Here is a 25,675-nt window from a genome sequence, read left to right as displayed (position 1 = left end):
AAAGAGTCAACATGGGCTCACGCCGAGGCGCTGCCAAAGATCTTCTCAATCCGCCGGTCGGGAATGAGCCATAACAAGGCGACCCCCACATAGATGGCCAGCGAGATCCAGGTATCGACGAAGGCGAGTCCGATGGCGGATGCATACAAAATAAGCGAGGCCATGCCCTTCAGGTCCCGACCCACGGCCTTTTTCAGGATCGAATGCTGGCCCTGTGACCGAATGATGGTATTCTGCAGGATCCAATAGGCGAGCGCGGTAGCAAAGAGAGTGAGGCCATAGAGAAAGACAGGCACGGCTTCAAAGTGATTTTCACCCATCCATCCGGTGGAAAAGGGTACGAGTGATAACCAAAAGAGCAGGTGCAGGTTGGTCCAGAGTATCGGGGCGGTGACCGACTTCACGGTATGCAGAAGATGGTGATGGTTGTTCCAGTAGATGCCGATGTAGACAAAGCTTAAGACATAGCTGAAAAACACGGGGATCAATGGTTGCAGAGTCGCAAAATCCACACCATGGGGCACCTTGATTTCCAGCACCATAATCGTGATGATAATGGCAATCACACCATCACTAAAGGCCTCCATGCGGTTTGTTCCAAGACCCATATTTACTCCCTGGTTGAAAAAAGTCAGTCCGTAAAAACCTGCGGCTCGTTACCCCTTGGGCCGCGGTTTTTCCGGTAAAACACGCCCATCGACCACTTCAATAATCCGATCACAGCGCTGCGCCAGCCGCGGGTCATGCGTTACGACCAGAAGCGCGATGCCCTTGCTTTCATTCAAGCGCCGCAAAAGCGCAAAGATCTCATCCGCATTTTTCGTATCCAAATTCCCCGTGGGCTCGTCCGCTAAAACCAAAGGAGGGTTAGTCACGAGGGCCCGCGCGATCGCCACGCGCTGCTGCTGGCCCCCCGATAGTTCGGTGGCTTTATTGTCCGCCTTCTCCGCCATGCCCACGGCCTTCAGAATATCCAGCGCCTGCTCCCGCATGCCGGGACGGATGCGACCGGCATGCGCGATCAAAGGCAGCATCACGTTTTCAATCGCCGTGAAGGCTGGCAGGAGATGATGGAACTGAAAAATAAATCCGATCTTCTGCCCGCGAAAACGGGTCAACTCCGCTGGAGGAAGCTGAACGACATCCTCGCCCAGAAAGTAAAAGCCGCCCGAACTCGGTTTATCGAGCAGCCCGATGATATTGAGCAGCGTGCTCTTCCCCGATCCCGAAGGTCCGATGATCGCCGAGAAGGACCCTTGCTTCAGCTGCAGATGAATATCATGCAGCACCGGAGCCTGCGGGCCAAAATCCTTATAAATACCCTGAAGATCAAGCAGGAGATCACCCATAGCGAATCACCGTCGCAGGATCAAGCTGCGTCGCACGCCAGGCAGGGAAGGCTGCCGAGGCAATGCCCACGCTTATCGCAATCAGTGCGGTCGAGGCCAAAAGCCCCACCGTGACCGCCACCGGAAATGTGGGAGCCCCATCCGGATTTTTCGCAAGGCTCCGAAAACCAAAGGCCAGGACGGCCCCTAACAGGGAACCTCCGAAGGAACCAAGCGTCCCGAGGATCGCACCCTGCAAAAGAAATACCCCGATCACCTGCCGATCGCTCGTTCCAAACGCCCGCATGATGCCAATCTCCTTGGATTTCTGCACGACGGCGACGAGCAGCACGCTGGCGATGCCCAAAGCCACGGCTATCACCACAAAGAATTCGATGATATACCGGGAGCTGCTCTGCGACTTCAAACCTGTCATCAGCTGCTTATTCAGCTTGATCCAGCTGTCCGACTGCAGGCCCGTGCGCGCGGCGATCATGCCGGCGATCTCGTCCGCGGCGAACACATCATCGGTCCTGACTTCAAGGGAGGTGACGCCGCCCGGCATATCCAAAAGCGTCTGCCCGACCCTGAGACTCGTGAGCACCCAGCGTCGATTCACATCCTTATTGCCAAGATCAAAAATCCCGGCAATCGAAAACGTGGCCGCCTGGCTGCTGGATGTTTCAATGCGAAACTTCTCGCCGACACCGATGCCCAGGTCGCGAGCCAGCTCCACACCGATCAGCACCTGATCACCGGACAGGGTAAAGCGCCCGGCTTTCAGCTTGCTGCTGATCTTCACGATCTGATCATAATCTTCAGGAATAATCCCGCGAATCGCGATCGTCTTCGAAGCCGCGCCGCGCGCAGCCAGACCAGGACCGCTTGCGACCGCAGATACCGCGACCACGCCCGGTACGCTCCGCACATCACGCTGCACATTGGTCCAGTCGTGCAGAATCAATTCCCGGGCAGGAGGCTGTTCCACCAAAGCGGCCACCACGCGCTGCGGATCGGGAAGAACCCGCGGCGGGGCCTCGACGCGGGTGATGATCACATGCGGCTGGGAACCCAAAGTTGTGGCCAGAAGGTTTTCCTGCAGTCCGTTGATAAGGGCGGATAGAAAAACGACAACGCCGACCCCCACCGAGACGGCTGCCAGAATCAGAAAAGTTTGAAACCTGGCCTCACGCAGATAGCGCAGGGCTATGAATATTTCAAAGGGCACCTTGCCCTCCTTTCACGTCAGGCCGCACGCGGGCCCCTGGTTTTAAAGCTTCGGTGGGCAGAAGGACAAGGTCATCGGGTTTCACGCCGCTCGCGATTTCCACCACGGTATCCCCACGCAAACCCAAGGCGACCGGACGCTTCGCAACCTTGCCCTGCTCGACCACATAAAGAAAAGGCTCTTCGGTCGCAGCAGCCTGCACAGCTTCGATAGGCAGAAGCAAAGCGCCTTCCGCACTGTTGGTGATAATTTCCACCGAGGCGCTCATATCAAAACGCAGAAAAGGCGGCGCCTCGGCAATAATCAGCTGCACTTCGATGGAACCCCGCTCCTGATTCACGGAAGGCGCGATGCGTTCGACCTTGGCGTCAAAGGATCGACCCGGATAGGCATCTGCCGTGACACGCGCCGCGAGTCCATCGCGCAGAAGAGATAAGTATTTTTCATCGACCTGAACCTGGGCCCGCGGTGCATCCACGGAACCCAGCACCAGGAGCGCTGTTCCCGGCTGCACACCATCACCGGGTTCGATCCGGCGTTGAATGACCCGGGCCGCGATCGGCGCTGTGATGCGAAATTGAGCGAGCCTCGCCTCCGCTGCGGCCAGAGCCCCATGACTTTGCTCGACAGCCGCAAGCGCCATGCGGGAATCACTCCCTTGCGGAGCGGTGGCTTTGACCTGAGCCATGGCCGATTGATAACTGCTCTCTGCCAGCTGCAGGGCGCTGCGCGCCTGATCCAAAGCTTCCTGCGTCGAGGCATTGGCGCGTGAAAGTTCCTCTTCCCGTTTCACATCGAGCCGCGCCTGCCGCAGTTTCACTTCCGCCTGCCGCAGGGTTTCCCGGGTCAGCCGCGCACTCACGCCCTGGAACTGATCGGCCTTGGCCTGCGCAAGTTCATAGGCGGCCTGGGCCTGTTCCACCTGAGCCGTGGCTTCCGCGCTGGCAATCTGCACCAGGACCTGGCCTGCCTGCACAGCATCGCCTTCCTGCACAAGGACCTCGTCCACAGTCCCCATGACCTGCGAAGTCAAATTCACACGTGTCCTGGGAATAATTTGACCTGACGCTACAACTTTCTGCACGACGGCTCCACGCTGAGCCGCGACAGCGGGCACGAGAGGGCCGCGAATGGCCTTCTGCAGAACGTACAGCAAAATCCCGCCGATAATCAGAATCGGCAGCGCCCAAAGAATCTTACGCCTCGTCATGTTCATGAATCTCACCCTTATCGTGCGGACGACCCATGCTCCAGGGCCTGCGGTCATGCGCAGAGTATAGCCTTTTGGATTGACATTCAAAAGAAGGGAACATGACGGAGCGTACCTAAGTATTCCAGCCTTGTGCCTTAGGGACCAGTCGTCTGTTTCGGTGACGGAAGCGAATGCCGCGACGGCGATTTCCGTGTCGGACGTTCCGCCCACGCCCTCGTCCTTAGCGAACTCGGTGCTCTTTCGGTGACGTTGAATACCACGATCGCAGCTCCGCTGACTTTAACCCGCGTCGCCAGCTATTGGCTCGGCGGTGAACCCAACAACACGGTGCTGAATAACGTGGATGAAGACTATGAGCGACCTTACGAAGGACAATGAATACACGGTTCGACTCCCCTGGGAAAACCTTTTTTCGCAGATAAAATTCCACAAAATTACTGAGTCTGCAAGTTCCCGGTATTCTGGTAAAAAAGGAAGTTTCTGGGGTTCGCGTCCGCATGCGCCGATAAGATATTCAGTGGCACACATTGAGGAGAGGGTCGCATGCTTATGCGAATCATGTCTTTTGCGATGACCCTGGCTCTGATCAGTTCATGCAGTCCTGGGCATAAGGTTGACAAGGGACGAACGGTTTCAGGCGAAGCCTATCGAACGGCCGATATCCAGACAGCTGAACCTGGTCCCAGCGCCGAGATCCCGAATCCGGAACCCCTGGCTCCCGTCTCTGAAGAACAACCCCGAGCCCCTGAAGCTGCTGCACCCGCTCCTGTTCCTGAGATGGAACCTGATTTCGATGAAGGTGAAAACAACAATAAAACAGCCGCAGAGCCCGTGCCGATTGGTGGCGCGTACCTGACCTGCCGTTATCAGAACGGTCAGATGCAGGGCAGCGAGAATTATCGCATGGACTGTGAAATCGCACCGCTGAAGGAAGTCTCGGTTCCGATCGCCAGCGCCGCTTTTTATAAGGTGGACGCGCAGGGGAATCGCAGTCCTCTAACGCTTGTGACCCAGGATCTTCTGGCTTTGAAATGGACGGTTCAGGAGAACGTTGCGACCATGGGCCTCAGCCAGGTTCAGGTGGTGTTGAATGTGCCCGGACTTTTGTCGGTGACTTTGAACACCACTGTCAGCTCCACGTTCAGCCTCGTGCAAAATATCGCGTACTGGCTCGGCGGTGAGCCGAACAGTTTGAATGAAGAGGAAGATTGCATCGAGTTCGTTCCGGCCAATGGAAAAATCAGTCATCAGAATTTTTCCGGTTTGACCTCAGGTCCTTTGGGCCGGATGAATGATATCGGCTGTACCGCGAGCTATCGCTTTCTTTGCCGGAATATCAGCGCCGGTGCCGCAGCTCCGAAATGGACGGCCAGCGCCAACGCCGGGCCCTTTGCCGATGGGGCCCTGGCCTGCAGCCAGGGCTATGCGTTCGCGTTTCCTTTGAACAGTGCCGAAGTCAGAGAAGTGATCAGCCTTGTCGATCGACTGGATATCAAAGTTTGGGTGAGCATGAGCGATCGCACGACAGAGGGCACATTCGCTGTCAAGTTCCGTTAAGGGATTTGATCGGCGGCAGCCTGCGGGATCAGCGGCCCGGCCGATCCGAAGGCCGTCATCTCAAAGATCCCGCGGCCTCGTCTTCCTCCCCGCTGCCTTTTGCCGGACGCTATCCAGCGAAATAACCGGAGCCAGAGGTCTTTCGTCCAACTCCGAGGCCACCACCAGCTGCTCCTTCAGATCCAGCTTGGTTTTCTTATCCTTCTCCTTCTTTGCGGCCTTGTTTCGTTCCTTGGCCTTCTGATAGGCCTCGCGCCTTTGCTCCTTGGCCTTTTCCTTGCGGGCGATCTCCCGCGGATCATTTTTTTTGTATTCCTTCGCTCTTTGATAAGCTTCACGACGGAGTTTCTTGGCGTATTCTTTTCTTGAGAGTTTCTCCGTTTCCTGGTCCTCGTTCATAAAAACTCCGTTTTCTTGTGTTAGGCGTTTTCTGCGTCAAGTCCACTGCTGATTCACAACGCCGAACTCGCGAATCCGCTTGCCCGTCAGCGCGAAGATCGCGTTGGTAATGGCCGGGGCGACAGGCGGCACTCCAGGCTCACCAATCCCGCCAGGCGCATGCTGGGAAGCTACAATCTCGACATGGATCCTGGTCGGCTCTTCGCCCATACGCACTATGCGCACACCATCGAAATTATTCTGCTCCACGGCGCCGTTTTTGTGCGTCACCCCTCCGAACAGAACCTGGCTCATGCCATTGATCAAAGACCCTTCCATCTGAGCCCGCACGCGATCCGTATTGATCACCGTTCCCGCATCGACCACCATCCACGCCTCGTCCACCCAAAGGTTGCCACTGGCGTTTTTCGTCACCGATGCAACAATTGCGACATAGCTCAGAAAACTGCGATGGGCGGCCAATCCCAGGGCGCGATTCTTGAGTTTCTTACGATTGGCCCAGTTGGCATTTTTGGTGACCCTCTCCACGACATCACGCAGGCGCCCCGCATCGACAGGATGCTTCTCCAAAGATGCCCCATAGTTTTGCAGTTGTTCAACCCCTAATTCTTTCAGAGGCAGAGTTCGGGGCGGACCAAAGATTTCGAGGAGATTGTCGCGCGGATCCTTCTGCCGCGCATGCGCGATTTCATCAAGGAACGAATTGATCGCAAACGCATGGAAAATATTATAAACCGAACGGAGCCAGCCTGTGCGCACATGCGCTTCCGCCTCGCAGGCCTCGGCTGTGATATGCGGAATCGCCAGCGGCACATCCAGCACACCCTGCTGCAGATCACCAGCTCCGGGCCTCTTCGTATTCGGATTGAAAAGCGATCCGATCGGCGGAAAAGCAGTGCGATGCCGCCAGGCCATCACCTTGCCATCTTTATCCAAACCCGCCGTCAGATACTGGGCGCTCACCGTATTCAGATAATCGTTGTGAATGTCGTCTTCGCGGGTGAATTGCACGCGGACCGGAACACCGGACTCACGGGAAAGAAACGCGGCCTCGGATACGAAATCGGCCTTGGATTTACGACCAAACCCACCACCGAGCAGCGTCACGTGCACAGCCACCTGCGCTTCATTCAAGCCCAAAACCCGGGCCACTTCCGTGCGAGCGGCCTGCGGGTTCTGCGTCGGGGCCCAGACTTCGCAGAATCCGCCCTTGTCCTTGCGAAAATGAGCGAGCGCGGCCGGAACCTCCATCGACACATGCGGAAGATGCGGCACATAGTATTCAGCTTCCACCGTGCGCGCCGCTTCTTTTAAAGCGGCCTCGACATTCCCGATCTTGCGCAGGGGCGTGCCGCCTTTTTTCGCCGAAGCCTCCAGCGTCTTGCGATACTCCGCTGTATTATAAGACCCGTTCGGTCCCATCTCCCAGCTGATCGCCAGCGCATCGCGACCCTTCATCGCCGCCCAGGTATTCTCGGCGAGCACAGCCACACCACCCCAGGGTTTAAACATATAAGGCGGGGTCGGTGCCGGCAGCTCGATCACCTGCTTAACGCCGGGGATGGCCTTGGCGGTCTTGGCATCGAATTGGGTGGCTTTGGCTCCAACCACTGGCGGCCTTGCAATCACAGCGATCAGCATATTGGGCACACGCAGATCCGCACCGAAAACCGCCTTGCCTGTGACATAGGCCGGACCATCGAGCAGCGGCAGATCCTTGCCCACGTTTTTGAGTTCTTGAAAAGGCCGCAGCTTGACCTCGGCCGGCTGCGGAACCTTCATGCGGCCCGCTTCGACCGCAAGATCACCGAAGCCCAAAGTTTTTTTTCCGCCTTTGTGAATCACCTGATGATCCATGGCCGTGCATTGATCGACAGGAACTTTCCAACGCGCGGCCGCCGCTGCGAGCAGCATCGTACGGGCCGTGGCGGCGGCCATGCGCATATCTTCATAAATGCCGCGCACGCTGTTCGAGCCATCGGTGTTCTGATCCCCATAGGCCTTGTCACCATCCGCCTGAACTATCTTCACGCGCTGCATGCTCGCGCCCAATTCATCGGCCAGGAGCACCGGCAGGGAACTTCGAATACCCTGACCCATTTCAGAACGGTGACAGACTATGGTCACCCAACCATCCGGCGCGATATGGACGAAAACATTCGGATTGAGTCCGACGCTGCTTTGTTCCACAGCGGGCGAACTCGTCTTCGGTTTGGGATCGGTATCACCTGCGGGCTCATTGGTGGGTTGATCCGCATAGGCGTAAACACCAAAGTAAAGACCCGCAGCGGAGAGGCCCAGGCCTTCCAAAAACACCCGCCGATTGCTTAAAATTTTTTGCATCACTCATCCCCATTAGGCTTTGGATTCCTGAGCCACTTTTTTGATTGCATCCCGGATGCGCGTATAGGTTCCACAGCGGCAAAGATTTCCCGACATGGCCTCGGCAATCTCCTTGTCCGTGGGTTTGCCCTTCTCCTTTAAAAGAGCCGCCGCCGTCATGATCTGGCCCGTCTGACAGAAGCCGCACTGGGGAACGCCGAAGGTCACCCAGGCCTTCTGAAGAGGATGCGTGCCATCGGCGGAAAGACCCTCGATGGTCGTAATCTTGCGTCCGTCTGCGGCGCGAATGGGTGTGACGCAGGAACGCACGGCAGCACCATCCAGATGCACGGTGCAGGCTCCGCAAAGGGCCTTGCCGCATCCGAACTTTGTGCCGGTCAGGCCCATAACATCGCGTAAAACCCAGAGCAGGGGCATGTCCGGATCAAGATCCGTCTCCTTATCACTGCCATTGACTGAAAGCTTCAACTTCATGGTGTGTTCCTTTACAAGGCCGGGAGTAAAAGAGAAATGTGGAATGGATCCTGGCGAAAAGAAATCACCAAAAATATGCAAGGGCGGGAAGGGGAGGCAGGGCCGGTCTTTGAAAGCAACCGGCCGCTGTGGCGAGGCTAGTCGTCACCGCGATTTTTGCGTTCGCGACGTGCCGCTTTATGAATCGCTTTCCAACGATTTTTTTCTTCGATCATTTTACGCTTGTCCTGGCGTCTTTCGTAAAAAGCCTGCTCCTTTTGCAGTTTGCGAAAGCTGTTCAGACGTTCCGGGGCCAGCTCGCCTTTTTGCACGGCTTCCTGCACCGCGCAGCCGGGCTCGCTTTCGTGCTGGCAGTCGCGATAACGGCAACGGCCTTCAAAGCCACCGAGTTCCTGAAAACTCTCCTGCAGGGTTTCTTCGTCCAGATTCCAAAGACCGAGTTCACGAATGCCCGGCGTATCAATTAAAAAAGCACCGGACGGCAGGGGAATCAAACTGCGGCTGCTGGTGGTGTGACGACCGCGGCTGTCGCTTTCGCGAATGCCGCCGGTGTCCTGTCTTTCTTCACCGAGGAGGGCATTCAGAAGAGTGGATTTCCCCACACCGGATGAACCGATGAAGACAGCCGTGGAACCCGGCGTTAATTTTTCGCGCAGAGCATCAAGGCCGACGCCTGAGATGCCGCTGACGATCAGCACCGGAAAACTGTGTTCGACCTCGGCCACCAACGCGGGAATCGCCGCGTCGTCGATCAGGTCGGCTTTGGTGAGAAGCAGCGTGCCGGCGGCTCCTGATTGCCGAACCAGAGCACGGTAGCGGTCCAGTCTTTTCGGATTCAGATCATAATTCAAGGAACTCACGACGAAGATGTGATCGACGTTGGCCGCCAGCAGCTGGGCCTCGTGACCTTCGCCGATCGCCCGGCGCGCAATCAGGGTTTTGCGGGGTAAAACGGCCAGGATCTGCAGGCGATCGCTGGGGCCACCGAGGCTCACCTGAACCCAGTCCCCGACCACAGGCAGGTCCTCGGCTCCGCGGGCTTCGAACAGAAGACGGCCGCTCGGTTCCGCCCACCAGTCCTGGGACTCGCCGGCGACCTTATAAAGGCCTTTTTGCTGTTCGATGACGCGCGCCAGCTGACGATCGCTGGTCATGTTTGATAGTACGGACGCATAGAAAGAGGCATCAAAGCCTGGAAATTTTAAAAATGTCAATGCAGTAGCCTTTCCCAAAGGATGAGACGCAAAAATTCCACGAGGTTTTTTTGGAAGGGAAAGACGCAAGGGTCAGGAGGTCCGGTATGGATACCGACTTAGCAGAGCTTTCCCTTTTTGAAAGTGATGACATCCATAATTTCTCTCCTTCATAAGGGGGTTATAAGTGAACAGTCCCAGGGTATACGGGGTTTCCGTAAAAAGCAAGCGGCCCGGGGTGAAATTCAGTCCTCAGGGCTCACAGCCCTGGGCAACATCAGTCCTCAAAACGGAGCACAGCGCTCACAGCAATCTCCAGCAGCTTATTCTGAACCCGTTCCTGATCAGGCGGCAGGATGCCCTCCGGCATGTTCTGCTGCTGGTCGAACCATGCCGTCAGAAGCGAAGCGATCAGTCGCGCCCGCTGCGCCGCCATGCGATCTTTGGTGCGGGCCAGCAGAGTTGACCTTAAGAAGACCTGGATCAATTCGTCCCGGAAGAGATCCTTATCATCCACCAGCAGGGGATTATGCCCAAAGACTGCCACCGCGTTTCTAAGGGTCGACCGCATCTCGGCATAGACCTGGCGAAAGGCCCTGATAATATGCGCCGCCGCAGCTTCGGAATGGGGCGTGCCCTTGAAAGTCGCCAGCTCTTTATTCAAGGCTTCCAGCAGCTGCTTCGCAAAACTTTCATAAAGGTTCGCGATGAAATCCATCCGCTGGGTCGTGAACCGCTGCTCCGCAGCATTGGGTAGCGGAGCTTTCGGGTTTGGCTCCTTCGGCTCTGACGCCTTCGGTTTCGCCTCCGATACCGGCTTTTTCCGGCGCCGATCGGTAACGGGCGGTGCCGGCGCTTTCTTCAAACGACCAAGCTCCTCGCGGACCAGGGCGGCGTTCTCGCTTTTCCCGAGTTTGATGAACGCGCGTTCGATCCACTGCAGCGCATCAATTTCAAGAGCCGTACCGGACCCATGAGCCCGGGCCGTTTGAAGGTTGAAGTAAGCAGCGCGCAAAGCTCCGTGGGGATTCGGGTCTTCCAAAGTTTCAAAGAGCTTTTCAAAATAAGGCTGCCGCGCCTTGGCATCGAGTTCCATAACCAGCGAAGCAAAGCGATCCACGAGAACATCGTTCTGCGGATTGCTCTTGATATGTTTTAAAAAGTCATTCAATCCAGTGGTCATGCCTGTCCTCGGAATCAACGGCCTCCGTTGCCGTCGCTGTCGCCATCACCTTCCTCGTGGCTGTCGCCAGTCTTCTTCTTCTCTTCCTTGCCCGCCGCAGGTGCCGCCGTGAATTTATCAAAGCTGGCGGCCGCCTTCACATTGCCCAGGAATGCATCACGCAGCTTCCGGGTTTCGCCGGTCATGCCGCCTTCTATGATTATATCCTGGCCCGTGGCATTGGAAAGATCCGCATCCTTGCCGGTAAAATTAAACCATTGATCGAGTTTGAACGTCACCGCAATCTGCTGATTCGTTCCCGAACTCACCTGGATCAGGCTGCTGTCATTCATAAGCGAGAGCTGGTCCGCCGCATCCAGAGTTATCTTCAAGGTGGACGTCTTCTGCGTGGCGTTCACATAGGTACCGATCAGCTGCACACTGCCGCCCGCCTTTTGGTAAAGGTTCAGGGCGATATCCTTATAAGTCCCCTCGGGAAGAGTCAGCTTATCAGGCTGGGGCGACATGCTATTGTTCATCAGATCCAGGACAAAGGGCCCGGCGAGGCTTGGCCTTGCCGTCGCATCACTGCGATCACTTCGGACGACGATATCACTCAGCACGATCCGGGCCGAGCTGAGCGTGACCTGACCAGCAGGCTTGCCGTTTTTATCCGTGACGGCCAGGGATTTATCCAAGAGCCTTAGGCTCGCGCCGCTGCCCTGCAGGACGATTTCAACCGTACCCTGCTTTTCGGGTGGCGCGATTGTTCCCGTCTGGACCTTGCTGCTGGGTGGATTGCCACTCCATGAGCCGCAGGATGGACTGCCGAGCACAATGCAGGAGGCGACCACACCCGACAGGGCTGGTCGCAACCAGGACATTCTGAATGTTTTTAGCCTAGGCATAGCGTGCAGTCCCTCATGTATCATTTTTCGTGCCGGGCGCTTTGCGGGTCAGGGCAAAGAGCTGCACGTTGATTTGATAAACCTCGGTGCGTGGCTGAGGCTGGCTTTCCATCGCCATGGCCTCTTCACAAGCCTTATGAAAAATCGCTTTGAGTTTTTGCGCGGCCTCATCGGAAATCGACAGCGTCATGACGTTAAGGTCACGACGATGCGAGGGAACCGCCGTCACGCTTTCGCGGGCATTTTCACAGGCTTTTTGATGAAAGCGCACGGCCGCCAGTGGGCCGACGGTCCGGCTCGGGAAGATCTGCTCGCCGGTGGACACATAACGCTGGCGGTTTTCATCAAAGCGAATCAGTTTCAATTCCTGCAATAGCGCGAGGCTGCGCTCGATCTGCTTCGGCAGAAGGCGCAGGAACAGCCGCTCATTGATCCAGTCGGGATCGGCTTGGAAATCATCCAATGCCACCATCTCCCGCAGGACGGGATGATACCACTCCTGGAAAAATTCCAGCGTGTTCTCATCGGCGCCGCTTTCCATAAAGTGCTGGGATTTCAGGGTGACGAGTTCTTTCATGCAGGCTTCACGCTGGCCCGGATCACGCGCATTGTTATGGCGAACGAGCAGCATGAAATACTTGCGGGATTCATGGGGCATTTCCAAGGCGCTGGCAATCTTTTGAGCCGAAGCTTCACTCAGATCGCGCCGCATGGTCAGGACAAGCCAAAGGGCATTGCTGGCGGAAAGTCCAAGGTCGGTGGCAAAGCGAATGTAGGAATAGGATTTGCGCCCGGTCTTGATCCGATCGTAGAGATTCTTCAGAAACTCACGATAGGAGGTGAACTGCGTGACATCAATCTGCGCGCGTGCGGTATCGAAGCGGTCCTGGACCGTCCCAGTCTTCTTCGATTTGTCCTTCTGGACCATGCACGCCTCAAATTAAGAAGGATTGCCGACTTCCGTGGAGCGCGTCCGACGGCCAAAGGGAGCGGTCGCATGCGCTCCCATGGTGACAAGCAAAAGGCCGGAATGTGCGGACTTCGTGATCGTCTTCATCGCTCATCTCCTCTATCGGTGCGCTTCCATGATTCCTTGCAGGGGTTGGATCGCATGCCCTGCACATTTCACTTAACGGCATTATTTGCGCGCACTTGAATCTTAATTGGAATTATTTTTGAAAACAGCGGTTTGCGGTCAATAATTGGGCGAAGTAAGGATTTTTCGAGCATACGAATGGGATCCGTATGCTCGTGGCGAGGGGCAGTGTTTTCAGAGGTTTGCCTCAAGCTCTACCGGAAGGGTCCGGGGTATATGAATAGGCACCTGCTGGAAGCGCACCAGTTCGATATCCGGAATTCGCCAGGAACATCGCATGCTGATCTTGCCAATGATGACGGAAAGGAATTTTTCAGCAAAGAACTGACCGAGGCAGCTGTGCATGCCGCCCCCGAAGGGCGCATAGGCAAAGGGATGCTTTTTATGTTCGGCCCTTGCATCACCAAAGCGCAGAGGATCGAAGCGATCGGGATCCGTCCAGTATTCCTTCATGCGATGCGTGAAGGAGGGAAAGACGGCGACATGCGTGTCCTTGGGTAAAAGAAAGCCCTGGAATTCCAGATCCTCATTGGTCACCCGCGGCAGGACCTTCAGGGGCGTGTGACGCCGCAGCGTCTCGCGAATCACCATCAAGGCTTCGGGCAGATGATCGGGACGCTGGGCCACAGGCACATGCGCCGCGGCCTCCGCTTCCCGGCGAATACGCTGATGCCACTCGGGATGCTGCGCGAGTTCATAGAACAGGCTGGAGAGCGTCGAGGCCGTGGTATCATGCGCGGCCATCATGATGAAGATCATCTGATCGACGATCTCCTCATCGGTCATCTGCCGGCCTTCTTCATCCACGGAGCGGCAGAGCTGCCCCATCATATCCTCCGTGTGATGGCGGCGCCGTTCCTGCACCAAAGGCCCCAGAAGTTTCACGAGTGCGCGTCGCGCCCGAACCGCTCTTTGATAAAGACGACCGAGGACAGGGACGCGATTGAAGGCAATCGAGCCGGCGACAATGTCGGTGATGAGTTGATTATAAACCAGCAGCTCCTTGGGCTGGCTGATGCCGAAGAAGGATTGAATGGCAATTTCCAGAGTCAGTTCCTTGACCCGCGGATAAATATTCGAGCAATGCTGCGGCCACGACTGAAGATGACGGTCGATGATGGGTTCACTCGTCGTCAGATAGTGATGCAGGGCTTCCTGACGAAAGGCCGGCATCAGAAGTTTCCGATGCTGCCGATGATCCGGTCCATCGCGGAGCATGAGCCCACCGTGAAAGAGATAACCGATCGGGCGTTCCCAGGCTTTGGCCGCCGACAAGGATTTTTGCTGGGTGACGAGGGCCCATTGATTGGCATCCGCGCCGAGCAAAACCGTGAAGGGGTTCAGAGCGAACCATCGAAAGATATGTCCATGTCTTTGATAGCTGTGCTGAATAGCACCGAGGAAATCTGTGTAGAAGCGATAGAGATCGAAAGGATAGAAGGTCATGGCGGACGGTGGCAGAGGAATAGCCGATGAAGAAACAGGCATACGAATCCCACCTATGTTTGTGACGTTTCGCAAACTCTAGATGGGAACGAAAAAACGGTCAAACTAGAAGTGAAAATCGAAGCGTGTTTCCCAGCGATGCTGACGCCAGAAATTATCCTTTTCCAAGGCCGCATCGGGAAGATGCGCATGCAATTCAAAATGATTGATGAGCTTATGAAAGTGAAAGGCCAGCTGGTAACGCTTTTCCATATGATAGCGCTCCAGGTGTACAGCATAGCCATTATCATTGCTGTAAAGATTTTCGAAAGTGGACTTCGTGAACTGCCAATCCTTGTTACGCTCCTGACGATAGTTCATCTTTCCATACACAGGCATACGGAAGCGATGTAGAACGTTCTCCTGCTTCAGGTTGCCTGTCAGCTGCGCTTCGAGCTGATAGTAACCCTGGCTCTGATCCAGAAAGAGCGACTGCGGAGGCAGGGGGCTGCCAGGACCGGGAAGGCCGCGCGGAGCCATCCGTCCACTGAATTTGTGCTCGGGCAGGGACGGCAGAGTTTGCCAGAACGTGGGCTTCGGCGCCGGCCCGGATTCGATGGAAACGGGATAACTGCGAGCGTAGCCTTCAGGATAAACTTCGCCGACTTCATAAACGAGATTGGCTTTGGGCGCATAGGCAAGGTATTCGTAATCATCGCTACCCAGCGCGGCCAGTTTCAGATTCTCGCGGCTCGGCTCGATTTCTTTCAGCTGCAGCCCATAGCGCATCTCGGGATTGCCGTTATGCACATAGCCCTGGGACGGTTGGCTGCGAGCCGGTCCACCGCCGCCTATATTGAAACGCAGGCCTTCTTTCCATGATTGAGGAAAGAAGTCACCTTTGGTTTCTTTCTGAGCATAAAGGCGAACGGACTTCAGCAGCGAACGGCGAATCTCTTCACCATTTTTCGGATTCACAGAGATCTTTTGCGGACCCACATACTTTGCATAACTCGACAAAGCTTTGGTGCCGAGGGCGTTGTGCATGTTGACCAAATCCCGCGCCTGGTCGGGGCTGTTCAGCGAACGCAGCATGATACCGCGCAGCTGCTCCAGGAAAGGATAGGAGATCTGGGCCGCGGCCGGTTTGTTGAACTGGAGTATGAAGGAACTGGATTGCCACTCGGCTGCGGTCGCGTGCCGTTCCATGGCCATGTCCACGCCCTCTTCCGCAGCAAGCGCAGACCAGGAGAAACCCCCCAGGCCGAGAGCCGTGAGAAGCGAAAGCAAAGGACTGAATGTGCGGCAAAGCATGGGCATACTCTGCGTAAGGCCTCGAATAAATATGTACGAAACCCCTTCAACCATGTCCTAGGACAAAGGTCAAGCGCTGTCATGATGCGCTTAAAAACGCTCAAACGCTTGACCGGACGGGCGTTGACGGGATCACGCAAGGGTCTGTAACGGAAGGATTTGTGCCTTGGGGAGAGTGACGAACCAGGGGCCGGACTTTTCCTGAAATTGCTGGGCTCTTTCCCGCGAAAGAACGACCTGAAGGTGGGCGTCGAAGGCGTTTTCCGGGGGGAATTGCAATTTCAGGAAGAAGGTCAGCCGATGCGGGGCTTCGCTGACCCGCGCCAGCCAGCAGGGAAAGGTATTGGCAGCGCCCGGATCGCTTTCGTGCAGCTGAATATGATGGGCGCGAATGCCGATCCAGGTGCAGTCCGCCATGTTCGGTGGCAGCTCCAGCTCACAATTCCAGTCCTTGATCGTCACCCGCGAGCCCTGCCTTGCGCTGATTTCCGCAAGGTTTTTGCAGCCTGTCAGCTGGGCGGCGGATACATTTTGAGGATCGGCGAAAACCTCGGCCTTGGGACCATGACGAATCACCCGGCCTGCATCCAAAAGAATAAAGTCATCGCAAAGCCGCCAGGCCTCGTCGACATTATGCGTGACGAGGAAGAGGCGACCGGGAAATTGATAAAGGTCGGCCACCAGCTGCTGCTCCAGCCTGTCCCGCAGGTGGGCGTCCAGCGCTGTAAACGGCTCATCCAGCAGGAGAAGTTGGGGTTCGGCCGCCAGGGCCCGGGCCAGGGCCACGCGCTGCTGCTGGCCTCCTGACAGCTGCGTGGGCCTTTGTTCGGCAAACTGCTGAAGTTGAATCTTGTGCAGCCAGGCATCAGCCTGGGTCGGAGTCGCGTCCTTCATTCCAAACAGGATATTGTCGCGGATGCTCATGTGCGGGAAGAGAGCATAGTGCTGCAGAAGAAGGCCCACCTCGCGCTCGCGGGGTTTCCATGAACGCGATCCCTGACTGTCGTAAAATGTTTGGCGATCGACATGGATCCATCCGCTGTCGGGATGCTCAAGACCCGCGAGGCAACGCAGAAAATAACTCTTTCCCGAGCCCGAAGGACCCAGGATGGCGACACGGCGACTCTGTGTTTGAATGTGAATATCCAGCGCGAAGTCATGCAGCTGCTTTTGAATATGCAAAGCCAGAGTACCGTCAGCGCCCTCTGTTTTTTTGCTGAGAGGGGCTCGGCTTCCAGAAAGCGGAGCCGGTTTTTCCGAGCGGTATTCGGCCACGAAGATGACGGCAAGGCTGATGATCATGATGAGCGCGGACCACATGGCCGCTTCCTGATAATCACCGGCTTCCACCGCATAATAAATCGCCATCGGCATCGTACGCGTGCGGCCCGGTATGCTGCCCGCGAGCATGAGCGTGGCGCCGAATTCACCGAGGCTGCGGGCGAATGCGAGTAGCGTCCCCGCCAGGACACCAGGCCACGCCGAGGGCAGAATCACCCGAAAAAAAATGCGGATTTCGCGATCGGAGAGCGTACGGGCCGCGGTGATGAGCTGCGTGTCGACCTGCATAAGAGCGGCGCGCGTTGTGCGGTACATCAGAGGGAAGGCCACGGTGCTGGCCGCGACGACCGTTGCCGCCCAGGAAAAAACCAAGGGGTCGCCGAAGATCTGTTCCCAGGCGCGACCGATCGGACTTTGCACGCCAAAGATCATGAGAAGGATGAATCCGAGAACGGTCGGCGGCAGGATCATCGGTGCAATCAGCAAGGAATCCAAAAGAGCAAAACTGCGCGTGCCCGGACGCGGCCCGCGATGCACCATCCAGGCCGCCATGGCAAGACCGGAAACCGCTGCGATCAGCGTCGCTGCGCCGGCGGTCTTAAGAGAAATCCAAAGCGTGAGGCCGTCCCAACCATTCACGTGGATTTCTCGGCTGGAAGACGAAAACCCTGTTTCACGAAAATTCGCCGGGCCTCAGGGCCTTCCAAAAATCTTAAAAAAGCCTGGCCGGCAGGCTGTCTGGTGGAGCGCTTCACAAGGGCGGCGGGATAAGCAATAGGGGGATGCTGATCGGCCCGGGCCCGCAGTGCAACCTTCACCTTGTCCGAAGTCAGAGCATCGCTCGCATACACAAAACCCGCCGCCGCGTTGCCGCTGGCGACAAAGGTCAGCACCTGTCTGACGTTGGAAGCCGGCACCAGACGATCCTTCAAAGCAGCGCTCAGTTTTTCATGCGCGATCCAGGCTTCCGCATACTGACCCGCGGGGACCGTCCGACTCTCGCCTATCGCGATGCGCTTATAGGCGGGATTTTTCAAATCAGCCAGGCTTTGCGGTCCAGGCTGATTCGCGGGGATGATTAAAACCAATTCATTGCTGAGTATCGTTTTCAAACTGTTCGGCACCACAAGGCCCTTGCCTGCAAGAATTTTCATCGGGCCTTCCGCCGCGCTGATGAAGACATCGACCGGCGCACCCTGCTCGATCTGCTGCAGAAGAGCCCCGGAGGCCGCCAGCTGAAAGTTCACCCGCAGTTCAGGGTGCTTTTTTTCAAAGGCCGGGCCGATTTCTTCCAGAACGTCTTTCAAACTGGCTGCAGCGGCCACCAGAATCTGCTCTTTGGGCTTCTCTGCCGCACCCAGCATGACAGGGGTGGAAAGCATGCTGACCAAAAGAAGGCAGGCAAACTGCTTGATGCGCGTCCGAGCTTTGAACATACGATCATCCCTCGCTTTGTGGACAATGCTTCCGTAGATTCCGGCAAAGCCCGGCATTCTGTCAAGTTTTTAGAAGCGCTGGAACTTTTTTTGCATCTCCGTACGTTCAGCAGTTCCCCCGTGGAACATCGACCCTCAATCAAATGATGACAGGCAGAAGTGCCTTCACTTCAAGGAGGTTTCGCAATGGATCTAGCTCTGATTAAACCCAACCTCTTGGTACAAGCGAAAGGCACAGGCCCTGTCCCTGGTTTGCAGGGCATAACGGTCGGCTGCGTGGACGACCTGGATGGGCCTTTTGTGAAGCTCAAGGAGACGAACGGGAAAAACGGCGGCAGTTACCACTGGATTCATCTGGATAGCGTGGATTATGCTGATGATAAAGCGATCTATTTGAAGCTGACAGAAAGTGAATTTCGAACGGTGCGCCTGGATACGCAACCGCTTCATGATCATTGAATGGATTGGTTCCCATCTGAGAAAAGTTCATGGAAACCGCGCGGCGTGAACATGCCGGGCGGTTTCTCTTTTTCAAAGGCCATTCTGCAGAAGAAAACGCGCCTGGTCCACGGCCTGATTCGCAGGCAGGGCCCCCGAAGCGGCAATGATCCGGCTGAAGACATCCGTGCGGTCGGAAGCCTTATCATTCAGCATCAGGCGATCGGCACGGGAGAGTCCGGCAATCGCAGCTGCAGCTTTCATCGCATAGCCTTCATGCAGGGCTCCGCCTGTCCTGACCTCCAGACGGTGTTGGGGATCAACATCAGCGCCAAGAAGAATGGCGAGCCTGACCTCGCGATTGTTCAAGGCCTCGCCATGGCGCTTGATGATTTTCAAGGCGACATTCGCGACCTTGGGGGCTGAGTACGATGACCCGCGCCGGCCCAGGTAGCTCAGGGGTTCGGCGGCGATATCAGCATAATCCCGGCCGAATTCCGCGAAGAACGCCAGCCCGTCACGCGATCCAGCAGCCGCAACGATGCGCAGATCCTTGCGATCCAGCTTTTGCGGACAGCGGAACCGCGGATTTTCCTTGGCCTCGTTGCCGGCCCCTGCAATCCAAAGGATATCGGCATCCAGAGCCGCGGTCAGACGATGGCATTCCTCCTCTTCCACCGAAAGAATCGCCGAGATCGTCGCGACGCGCGCCTTCGAAAGCTGCACCAGCTCGTTGAAGCGCTGACCCTGCAGAAGCCAGGTGAAATCCGTGCTGATGCCATAGGCTTCGCCCGGTTTGATATCCCGCATCAGATCGCGCAAAACTTCGCGGCCATGGGCGCCGTCGGTGCCCCAGTTCAAATCCATGGCGCCGAAATAAAAGCTGAAGGGCATGCCGGCCACATCATCAGGTCGAATCCAACCGTAAAGGCTCTTTTGCTGTTCGGGACGATCGGCGGCATAGGGCCCGCGGATCCAATAGTCCAGTTCCCAGGCTTCTTCCAATTGCGTCGATTCCTCCAGGACCAGAACGGTGGTCTGAGGCTGCGCCGTATCAAAGGTTTTCAGCTGCTTCAGCTTCTGCGCAAATTCCTGGCCATCGCCGAGCGGCGGATATTCGGTGTAACGCAGAAGGTCACCCTTCGAATCCATCGCATTGGAGTTCACTTCAAATCGACCATCAGGCGCAAGGTTTCGCTGCTCCGTGACATAAACGGAGGGCGTAAGATCCGGAAAGAGAAGCGTCATGGCATCCAGAGTTCCGTCCTCGCGTCCCAGATAGAACGCATGGCGGAAGGCCGAGCCGCGCGCATAATTTTTTTCATACCAGTAGTACTGACCCTTCCAATGGAACGAGGCCTTGTAATCACAGAGAACGTGACAGCCTTCATCGACGATCAGAACGTCTTCCCGCACATCCAAAGGCTGCGTGCCTTTCAAATAGGCCTGGAAGACTTCAAGCCCTTCCCGAAGCAGCTGCGTATCACGATTGGCCATCCAGGGCTGCTTGGGCAGCGAAAGCTCGGATGGACGCGGGGTGGCTCCCAAATGCTGGAAGTCATCCAGCGACCACACGAAGAGCTCATTGCCGTAACGTTCAATCAGGCCCGTATCTTCAAAGTCGAAGTAGGGGAGACGCTTGATGCGATCCAGGCTTTCATCCACCTTGAAGAGTTTAACGCGATACATCTCGCGCCACTGATTCCCCGCGGGGATATGGATCAAAGGCGCTTTCTCGTCCAGGTACGCGGCCAGATCCTTCAGCTGCGCATCGGGCAAGGCGTCGTCCATTTCAAAGACGAGCGAACGACCGTTGCCGATGTTCCTCACCTCGCGCAGGTCCTTGATGAGTTCCTCGCGGCCTTTGGCCAAAAGACTGGCGAAGCTGGCATCTTTCTGCGGTCGCAGCCGATACTGCTCGACGCAGGCATAGCGATCGAAGACCCGGCGCTTCAGCCCGAGGCTTGGATCCATGCGATAAAGCGCCTGAAACGACTGGGGCGTTCCGCTGGTGGAATCCGGACACGCGCAGCTGCGCTCACGATCGTCGAAGAGACCGCCGGCATCCCCACAGGCTTTCACGAGCCCTTCAAAAGCCTTCGCGGCATGCGCGCGGGCGTTAAAAACAGGCTCGACCTGGTTAGGCTCGGCCTGCTGGATATCGGAGGAAGGGCTGCGGGTTTTGTGCTGCGGTGAAGAGCCGCCACAGGCACTTAACAAAGAACTCGAGATCAGAAGGAAACTCCGATATCGACGTGCTTTGATCAAGTGTTTCATAGGTGTCGTCCTTTTATGGTGAAGCGACCATAGCGTTTATGGAATCAAGCCTGCTTTTGCAGGACTCATAGTTCTCCTGATCCGAACATGAAGCGGCGGCCTGGCGAATGGCTTCGGCCTTGCTTTCCAGCGCGGCCAACTGCCGCTGGGCGTCGTCTCGTCCCGCCCCATCGCGGCCCATTTCCATCAGGCGCGCATTCACCTGGGATATGGACTGCTGCACATCAGAATTCCATTGAAAAAGCTGTTCCGACAAAGACACAAAACCAGGGTCCATCGTTTGCGTCGCCGCTTCTTCGCTCAGAGAATGCCCGGCATCCTGATACGAGCTGCCATTGAGCCAGAGGACCGCGAGCTGCTCCGGTTTTGTGGAATCAGCATGCTTGCGGAAGCCATCCGCGCCAAAAGCATAGCGATGCAGGGCGGTGAAGCGGTCTAAACACGGTTCGAGATTGTCCATAGGGCAATATGAAACGTGCGAGGCCGATAGAAGATCCAGATCAAAGGTGTCACCGCCGTACTGAAAAGCCTGGATGGAAAGCCAGGCGTTCTGCGCCGCGCTGCGCACTTCATCGATCGAAGACTTCTCTTTTTTCAAGAGTCCGCCGAATGCAGATGCTGACACTTTGGTCTTGAAATAGCGGTACTTGACCTCGCTGTCAAATACTAGCGAAGCGGCCAGGTAAAATTTCGCACCGAGCGCGGCGCCGATGATGAACTGATCACCACAGAGCTGCCTCTGCTCGGCCTTGGGACGCGCGAGGGCCTGAAGACCCCGGGCATTGAGCTGGCGCTTGTTCAGGAACACGGAGCCGCCGCGGTATTCGACGCTCCACATCAGCGATGACTGCGTGCGGCTTTCGCTGTTGCGCAGAATGAATTCACTGCGCGCCTTCGCACCCAGGACCCAGAAATCAACTTTCAAACTGCCGTAGCCGCGCTGATCTTCGAGAATTTCAGACGCCGATTGCGAGGCATACATTTTCATGGTAATACTACGATTGGCTGCAGAAGGTTGGACGGTTCCATCCACGCAGGGAGAACGCCATTGATTGCTGACCGATTCCAGACCCGAACCGATGCGCGGGAGTGCATCCGGACCTGCGAAGATCTGTGCCGCTTCACTGAGGCCCGCTTGCAACAAAATGCAGAGGCATAGCATGCGCCTGAACATGGGCTCAGCTTCCTTTTTGAGCTTAGGATTAACGACTGGCAGCCAAAGCTGTCTTCAGTACCTTATTCTTCGTTTCCGTTATGCGCCTTGATACGTCCTCATAGGATTCCGGGTCGTGCTGCTTCAGTATCATCAGCAGCTCGGTAATATCTCCATACACGCTCTGTTTGACCCGAAGATCTTTCATCTTATGAAAATCCACCGCCAGGATACGCTGTTTCACCGAGCGTATCACCTCATCGCGGTGGCTGACATCCTTGTAGCGAAAAATAAGACCCAGAACAGAAACAGCGTTCATGCGCAGTTTTTCAGCGCTGGCATCATAGGCCGCGCCATCGCTGGCAGCCAAGGCATGGCCGAGGGCACTGTGGAGTTCGGGATCGGAAAGGCTTTGAATAAGGGCCTCGCGCGTTTCCTGAGTCGGCAGCGTATAGCGGGCCAGCTCGTGAATTTTCTCAAGACGCGGCGTAAGGTCGTCAGTCGTGGGAGGCCGGGCCGCGGCAGGTGGAGAGGGCAGCCCGGAAGGAGTCCCGACGGGCGTCGGGACTCGGGATTCAGTTTCGATCACCTGGGGCTTTGGAGGGGAGCCGGATACATTCCGGGCCTCCCGCTTTCCCCAGAAACCGATAGCAGCGATCACAACGATGAAAATGGCTAAGCCAACAAACTTCATGGGACAGCTTCTTCCTCTTGGAACAGTTCCTCGGGAACGTTCCTTCGGAGGATCAGTCGATTCACATATTCGTAGCCATCATTCTGAAACCAGGAGGATCCGCTTAAAAAACCCTGCGCGATCACGATCTGCCCTGGTTGGGAATCCGCTTCGGGCTGAATATTGAACACCCGGCCGAAGTATTCCTTTTCGCTGATCGCGACGATCGCATCGGATTGTCCATCGATCTGCACCAATCTGTCCCCTACTTTAAGATTCCCCGCTTCAATCATCAAGCCCTCAGACGTCAAAAGCGGATGATTTTTTGTGACCTTGAGCTCACCACCGCTTTGCGAACTGATCGTCAGGATTTGATGCTTTGTCGGCGTGGCACTCCTAGTGTAGTGTTTCACCTTGCGACTTTGCAGATTCACAAAATCGAGCGTGGACTCATCGGTCAGGGTCATGACCTGATCCTCCAGGCGTTCCAGCGCTTCGCCAATCGGCTTTTCGCCGTCACTGAAGAGCAACTTCTGATCAGGCTCATAGCATGACGAGGTGCATTCCCCCAGCACCTGGTAACCTGCAGGGAATTCCGTGCAGGCGGCGGACGCTGCGCGCGGCGCATACCACTGCAGGGGATTCTCATAGGTGGCGGTGCCGAAAGTCAGGTAATTGGGGCGGACTTTCGGTTTGTTGCGATCACCGCCGACAAAAAACCATTCGCTTTCGATCGTCGCGATTTTCTGGTCATCCGTCGTCCCATCGTCACCATTGATGCTGTTGTAGGTGGCGACGAGCAGACCCTTATGACAAGCCTTCAGCCACTGGAGACGTTCCCATGCTTCAGGTCCGGACAGACTGTCCTCTTCACAACGATCTTTGATTTTTCCAAGATTCAAAGGCACCATCGACGCATAAAAAGTAGTCGGATGCGAGGGATTCTTGGGTTTGGGAAAAACGGGATCACCGACCGGTTCAGGCCGTTCCTTTTTCGGTGGAAAATCCACAGCCAGGGCCGTCGATGCTCCACCCGCTAAACACAGAATGACTGTCAGCACGGATGAACGTTTCATAGATACTCCCAACGGGTCGTTCAAACCTTGAAGTACTCACCATAGTACGCAAGAGCTTCTTCACAGGGACCCCAGACCTCGACGCCGAGTTCCGGTTTGCTGTTGTCGAAAAATACCGGGGCGTAACCCTTACGCCGATAGCCCATGGACCAGGAATCCGATACGACCTGAGCGTTGACTGCCGCCTGCCGTGCGAGTTCACAGCGTTGATAGGCGACGAGCGGAACGGTTTTGATCGACAGGAGACTGGCGTCATAGGTCTCGAGCAGCTTCAAGGTACTCTCAGCCTGATCGAGACAACCGGCATAAGGATTGTCGTAACAGTAGACCGAAGCATTGGAGAGGCGCGATGTATTGCGATTCGCCTTGGCTTCCAGGTCCACGATTTTCTGGTAGAGTTCGTCACTCAACCATTCACGATACGAATTGAGCAGCTTACGCGCCCGCGAGCGATCCATCAGAGCCTGCTGGAAACTGCGGTCCAGGGACTGGCGCGCCTCCTCCACCATGGCATTGACGGTCGGATAGCCTTCGGGCGGCTGAAGGGAATAGATACCGGATTCCGTATATTTCTGCGTCGTGTACTTCACGACGTTATACGAATCCAGGCCGGTGAACTGCCCCGCGAGATCGTTTTTCGCGTATTTGATCGCGGACGAGAATACGCTGAAGCAAAGCGAAGGGTTGTCGAGGCTGCAGGTCACAAGGTTATCCGGGATGATCTGGAGCAGCTGCAGAGGGTCGCCCCCGTGCTGAGTCGCTTCCACCGTGATCTTGACTGATTTTTTCACAGTCTGATCCAGATAATCGAGCTTGCCATCAACCTTGACCACGCCGGCCGTGGCGTCGACGGTGAGGTTGCCGCCGATGTCACGCTTGTCCTGTTCATTGCGGAATTCCATCTTGAGCGTCACGTTCAGCATCGCTCCGTATTCGATGCTGGTGATGAATTCATCACCGCATCGAGTCAGGGCGAATGCCGGATTTTTAGCCACCTCCTGGCCAAAAGCCGACAAACGGTAGGTTCCATCCGGGCCGCGCTTCAGGACGCGCTTTTTGGGAGTCGCACGCCAAAAAAAGTTGTAGCTGCTCGAATTCACACTCGCCGTATTCTCCGTCGCATAGCGGGCCGACGCTCCCGCTCTGATCGTCGGAAAATTGGTGTCCACAGAGAGTTTGCCGCCCAAACGATCGATCAAGTCGGTGAACCCCAGGTCCTGCCGCAGTTCGAATTCGGATGTGACGTTGCCCAGCTGCTCGGTGATCTCGCCTTCCACGCAGGAAACGTTCAGCAGCTTGCGTTTGTCGCTGTGATAAGCCTGTCCTGGAATGCCCGTATCACTGTGAGTGGACGGAACTTCGCTCATCAGATCGTTAGCGGGTTCACGAGGGTGATCCCGGCAGTTGGTGAGAAAGCTTGCCGATGCCAGAACGAAAACGGAAGACCAAAGTCTGAGGCCCTGTTTCATGCTTAAATACCTCGCAAGGGATAGGGCAGATGAAGCTAGTTCTGATGCACTAGCGGTTTTTTAAGAGATTGTTCGCAAGGTGTCCACAAGTTTTATTGGTCTCTCATCAAGCGGTCGTTTTCTTGCAGAGAAACATAAACGTGAGATGAAGATGGAACATGGAGAAAGACCCGCAGCCGCCTCTCGCCGACAGCCCCTGCATGCAAAAAGCTCCACCTTCATGCTGGTAAAA

General features: G+C 56.2%; 23 protein-coding genes. 3 read left to right on the top strand and 20 right to left on the bottom strand.

The genetic code is table 11. The features are described 5' to 3' along the window. Positions 1–17: 17 nt before the first annotated feature. Genes VFO10_RS30805 through VFO10_RS30790 form a run of 4 tightly spaced genes read right to left on the bottom strand, consistent with a single transcriptional unit; the run spans position 18 to position 3,772 of the window. Entirely contained in the window at positions 18–608 is a 591-nt protein-coding gene (locus VFO10_RS30805; RefSeq protein ID WP_325145878.1) for a TMEM175 family protein, read from the bottom strand. A 48-nt stretch (positions 609–656) separates the two neighbouring features. Next, positions 657–1,349 carry an ABC transporter ATP-binding protein gene (locus VFO10_RS30800; RefSeq protein WP_325145877.1) on the bottom strand — a complete coding sequence of 231 codons (693 nt, stop codon included), beginning with the start codon at positions 1,347–1,349 and terminating at the stop codon, positions 657–659. Continuing rightward, the gene (locus VFO10_RS30795; RefSeq protein WP_325145876.1) at positions 1,342–2,556 is read right to left on the bottom strand and encodes an ABC transporter permease; all 1,215 of its coding nucleotides are present in this window, start codon (positions 2,554–2,556) and stop codon (positions 1,342–1,344) included. Before VFO10_RS30795 ends, VFO10_RS30800 begins: the two co-directional genes overlap by 8 nt. After that, entirely contained in the window at positions 2,546–3,772 is a 1,227-nt protein-coding gene (locus VFO10_RS30790; RefSeq protein ID WP_325145875.1) for an efflux RND transporter periplasmic adaptor subunit, read from the bottom strand. The genes VFO10_RS30795 and VFO10_RS30790 overlap by 11 nt, the downstream gene beginning before the upstream one ends. Positions 3,773–4,012: 240 nt before the next feature. Here VFO10_RS30790 and VFO10_RS30785 point away from each other — a divergent pair, with 240 nt between their 5' ends. Then, complete coding sequence (locus VFO10_RS30785; RefSeq protein WP_325145874.1) at positions 4,013–4,147, top strand: hypothetical protein; 135 nt, start codon at positions 4,013–4,015, stop codon at positions 4,145–4,147. A gap of 165 nt (positions 4,148–4,312) precedes the next feature. Beyond that, on the top strand, positions 4,313–5,326 hold the full coding sequence (locus tag VFO10_RS30780) for a hypothetical protein (RefSeq protein ID WP_325145873.1): 1,014 nt from the start codon (positions 4,313–4,315) through the stop codon (positions 5,324–5,326). Between the two features lie 60 nt (positions 5,327–5,386). On the opposite strand, the gene VFO10_RS30775 is transcribed toward VFO10_RS30780, so the two are convergent. From VFO10_RS30775 to modA, 11 genes are all read right to left on the bottom strand, one after another. Beyond that, positions 5,387–5,725: a hypothetical protein gene (locus VFO10_RS30775; RefSeq protein WP_325145872.1), complete on the bottom strand. Its 339-nt coding sequence runs from the start codon at positions 5,723–5,725 to the stop codon at positions 5,387–5,389. Positions 5,726–5,761: 36 nt separating this feature from the next. Then, on the bottom strand, positions 5,762–8,068 hold the full coding sequence (locus tag VFO10_RS30770) for a xanthine dehydrogenase family protein molybdopterin-binding subunit (RefSeq protein ID WP_325145871.1): 2,307 nt from the start codon (positions 8,066–8,068) through the stop codon (positions 5,762–5,764). A 12-nt stretch (positions 8,069–8,080) separates the two neighbouring features. Continuing rightward, the gene (locus tag VFO10_RS30765) at positions 8,081–8,542 is read right to left on the bottom strand and encodes a (2Fe-2S)-binding protein (RefSeq protein ID WP_325145870.1); all 462 of its coding nucleotides are present in this window, start codon (positions 8,540–8,542) and stop codon (positions 8,081–8,083) included. Between the two features lie 137 nt (positions 8,543–8,679). Continuing rightward, on the bottom strand, positions 8,680–9,756 hold the full coding sequence (gene rsgA, locus VFO10_RS30760; RefSeq protein ID WP_325145869.1) for a ribosome small subunit-dependent GTPase A: 1,077 nt from the start codon (positions 9,754–9,756) through the stop codon (positions 8,680–8,682). Between the two features lie 256 nt (positions 9,757–10,012). Beyond that, the gene (locus VFO10_RS30755) at positions 10,013–10,918 is read right to left on the bottom strand and encodes a hypothetical protein (RefSeq protein WP_325145868.1); all 906 of its coding nucleotides are present in this window, start codon (positions 10,916–10,918) and stop codon (positions 10,013–10,015) included. A 14-nt stretch (positions 10,919–10,932) separates the two neighbouring features. Further along, positions 10,933–11,772 (bottom strand): hypothetical protein, encoded by an 840-nt coding sequence (locus VFO10_RS30750; RefSeq protein WP_325145867.1) that lies wholly within the window; start codon positions 11,770–11,772, stop codon positions 10,933–10,935. A 46-nt stretch (positions 11,773–11,818) separates the two neighbouring features. Beyond that, positions 11,819–12,733 (bottom strand): TIGR02147 family protein, encoded by a 915-nt coding sequence (locus VFO10_RS30745; RefSeq protein WP_325145866.1) that lies wholly within the window; start codon positions 12,731–12,733, stop codon positions 11,819–11,821. A gap of 342 nt (positions 12,734–13,075) precedes the next feature. Next, a complete protein-coding gene (locus tag VFO10_RS30740) occupies positions 13,076–14,389 on the bottom strand; it encodes a cytochrome P450 (RefSeq protein ID WP_325145865.1) in 1,314 nt (437 codons plus the stop codon). Between the two features lie 63 nt (positions 14,390–14,452). Continuing rightward, positions 14,453–15,640 (bottom strand): hypothetical protein, encoded by a 1,188-nt coding sequence (locus VFO10_RS30735; RefSeq protein ID WP_325145864.1) that lies wholly within the window; start codon positions 15,638–15,640, stop codon positions 14,453–14,455. A gap of 132 nt (positions 15,641–15,772) precedes the next feature. After that, on the bottom strand, positions 15,773–17,560 hold the full coding sequence (gene modB, locus VFO10_RS30730; protein WP_325145863.1) for a molybdate ABC transporter permease subunit: 1,788 nt from the start codon (positions 17,558–17,560) through the stop codon (positions 15,773–15,775). Next, positions 17,557–18,357: a molybdate ABC transporter substrate-binding protein gene (gene modA, locus VFO10_RS30725; RefSeq protein WP_325145862.1), complete on the bottom strand. Its 801-nt coding sequence runs from the start codon at positions 18,355–18,357 to the stop codon at positions 17,557–17,559. Before modA ends, modB begins: the two co-directional genes overlap by 4 nt. 186 nt (positions 18,358–18,543) lie before the next feature. On the opposite strand from modA, the gene VFO10_RS30720 reads away from it, so the two are divergent. Beyond that, a complete protein-coding gene (locus tag VFO10_RS30720) occupies positions 18,544–18,816 on the top strand; it encodes a DUF2171 domain-containing protein (protein ID WP_325145861.1) in 273 nt (90 codons plus the stop codon). 72 nt (positions 18,817–18,888) lie between these two features. Here the strand turns inward: VFO10_RS30720 and VFO10_RS30715 are convergent, their stop codons facing one another. Genes VFO10_RS30715 through VFO10_RS30695 form a run of 5 tightly spaced genes read right to left on the bottom strand, consistent with a single transcriptional unit; the run spans position 18,889 to position 25,443 of the window. Further along, positions 18,889–21,072 carry a hypothetical protein gene (locus VFO10_RS30715; RefSeq protein ID WP_325145860.1) on the bottom strand — a complete coding sequence of 728 codons (2,184 nt, stop codon included), beginning with the start codon at positions 21,070–21,072 and terminating at the stop codon, positions 18,889–18,891. Positions 21,073–21,085: 13 nt separating this feature from the next. Further along, the gene (locus VFO10_RS30710) at positions 21,086–22,246 is read right to left on the bottom strand and encodes a hypothetical protein (RefSeq protein ID WP_325145859.1); all 1,161 of its coding nucleotides are present in this window, start codon (positions 22,244–22,246) and stop codon (positions 21,086–21,088) included. A gap of 28 nt (positions 22,247–22,274) precedes the next feature. Continuing rightward, positions 22,275–22,919: a hypothetical protein gene (locus tag VFO10_RS30705; protein WP_325145858.1), complete on the bottom strand. Its 645-nt coding sequence runs from the start codon at positions 22,917–22,919 to the stop codon at positions 22,275–22,277. Then, positions 22,916–23,974 (bottom strand): Hint domain-containing protein, encoded by a 1,059-nt coding sequence (locus VFO10_RS30700; RefSeq protein ID WP_325145857.1) that lies wholly within the window; start codon positions 23,972–23,974, stop codon positions 22,916–22,918. Before VFO10_RS30700 ends, VFO10_RS30705 begins: the two co-directional genes overlap by 4 nt. Before the next feature lie 20 nt (positions 23,975–23,994). Then, positions 23,995–25,443, bottom strand: a complete 1,449-nt coding sequence (locus VFO10_RS30695) for a hypothetical protein (RefSeq protein WP_325145856.1) — start codon at positions 25,441–25,443, stop codon at positions 23,995–23,997. Positions 25,444–25,675 lie beyond the last annotated feature (232 nt).

It is taken from the genome of Oligoflexus sp. (assembly GCF_035712445.1).
In the GTDB taxonomy this organism is placed as follows: domain Bacteria; phylum Bdellovibrionota_B; class Oligoflexia; order Oligoflexales; family Oligoflexaceae; genus Oligoflexus.
This window is presented reverse-complemented; position numbering and strand designations above follow the sequence as displayed.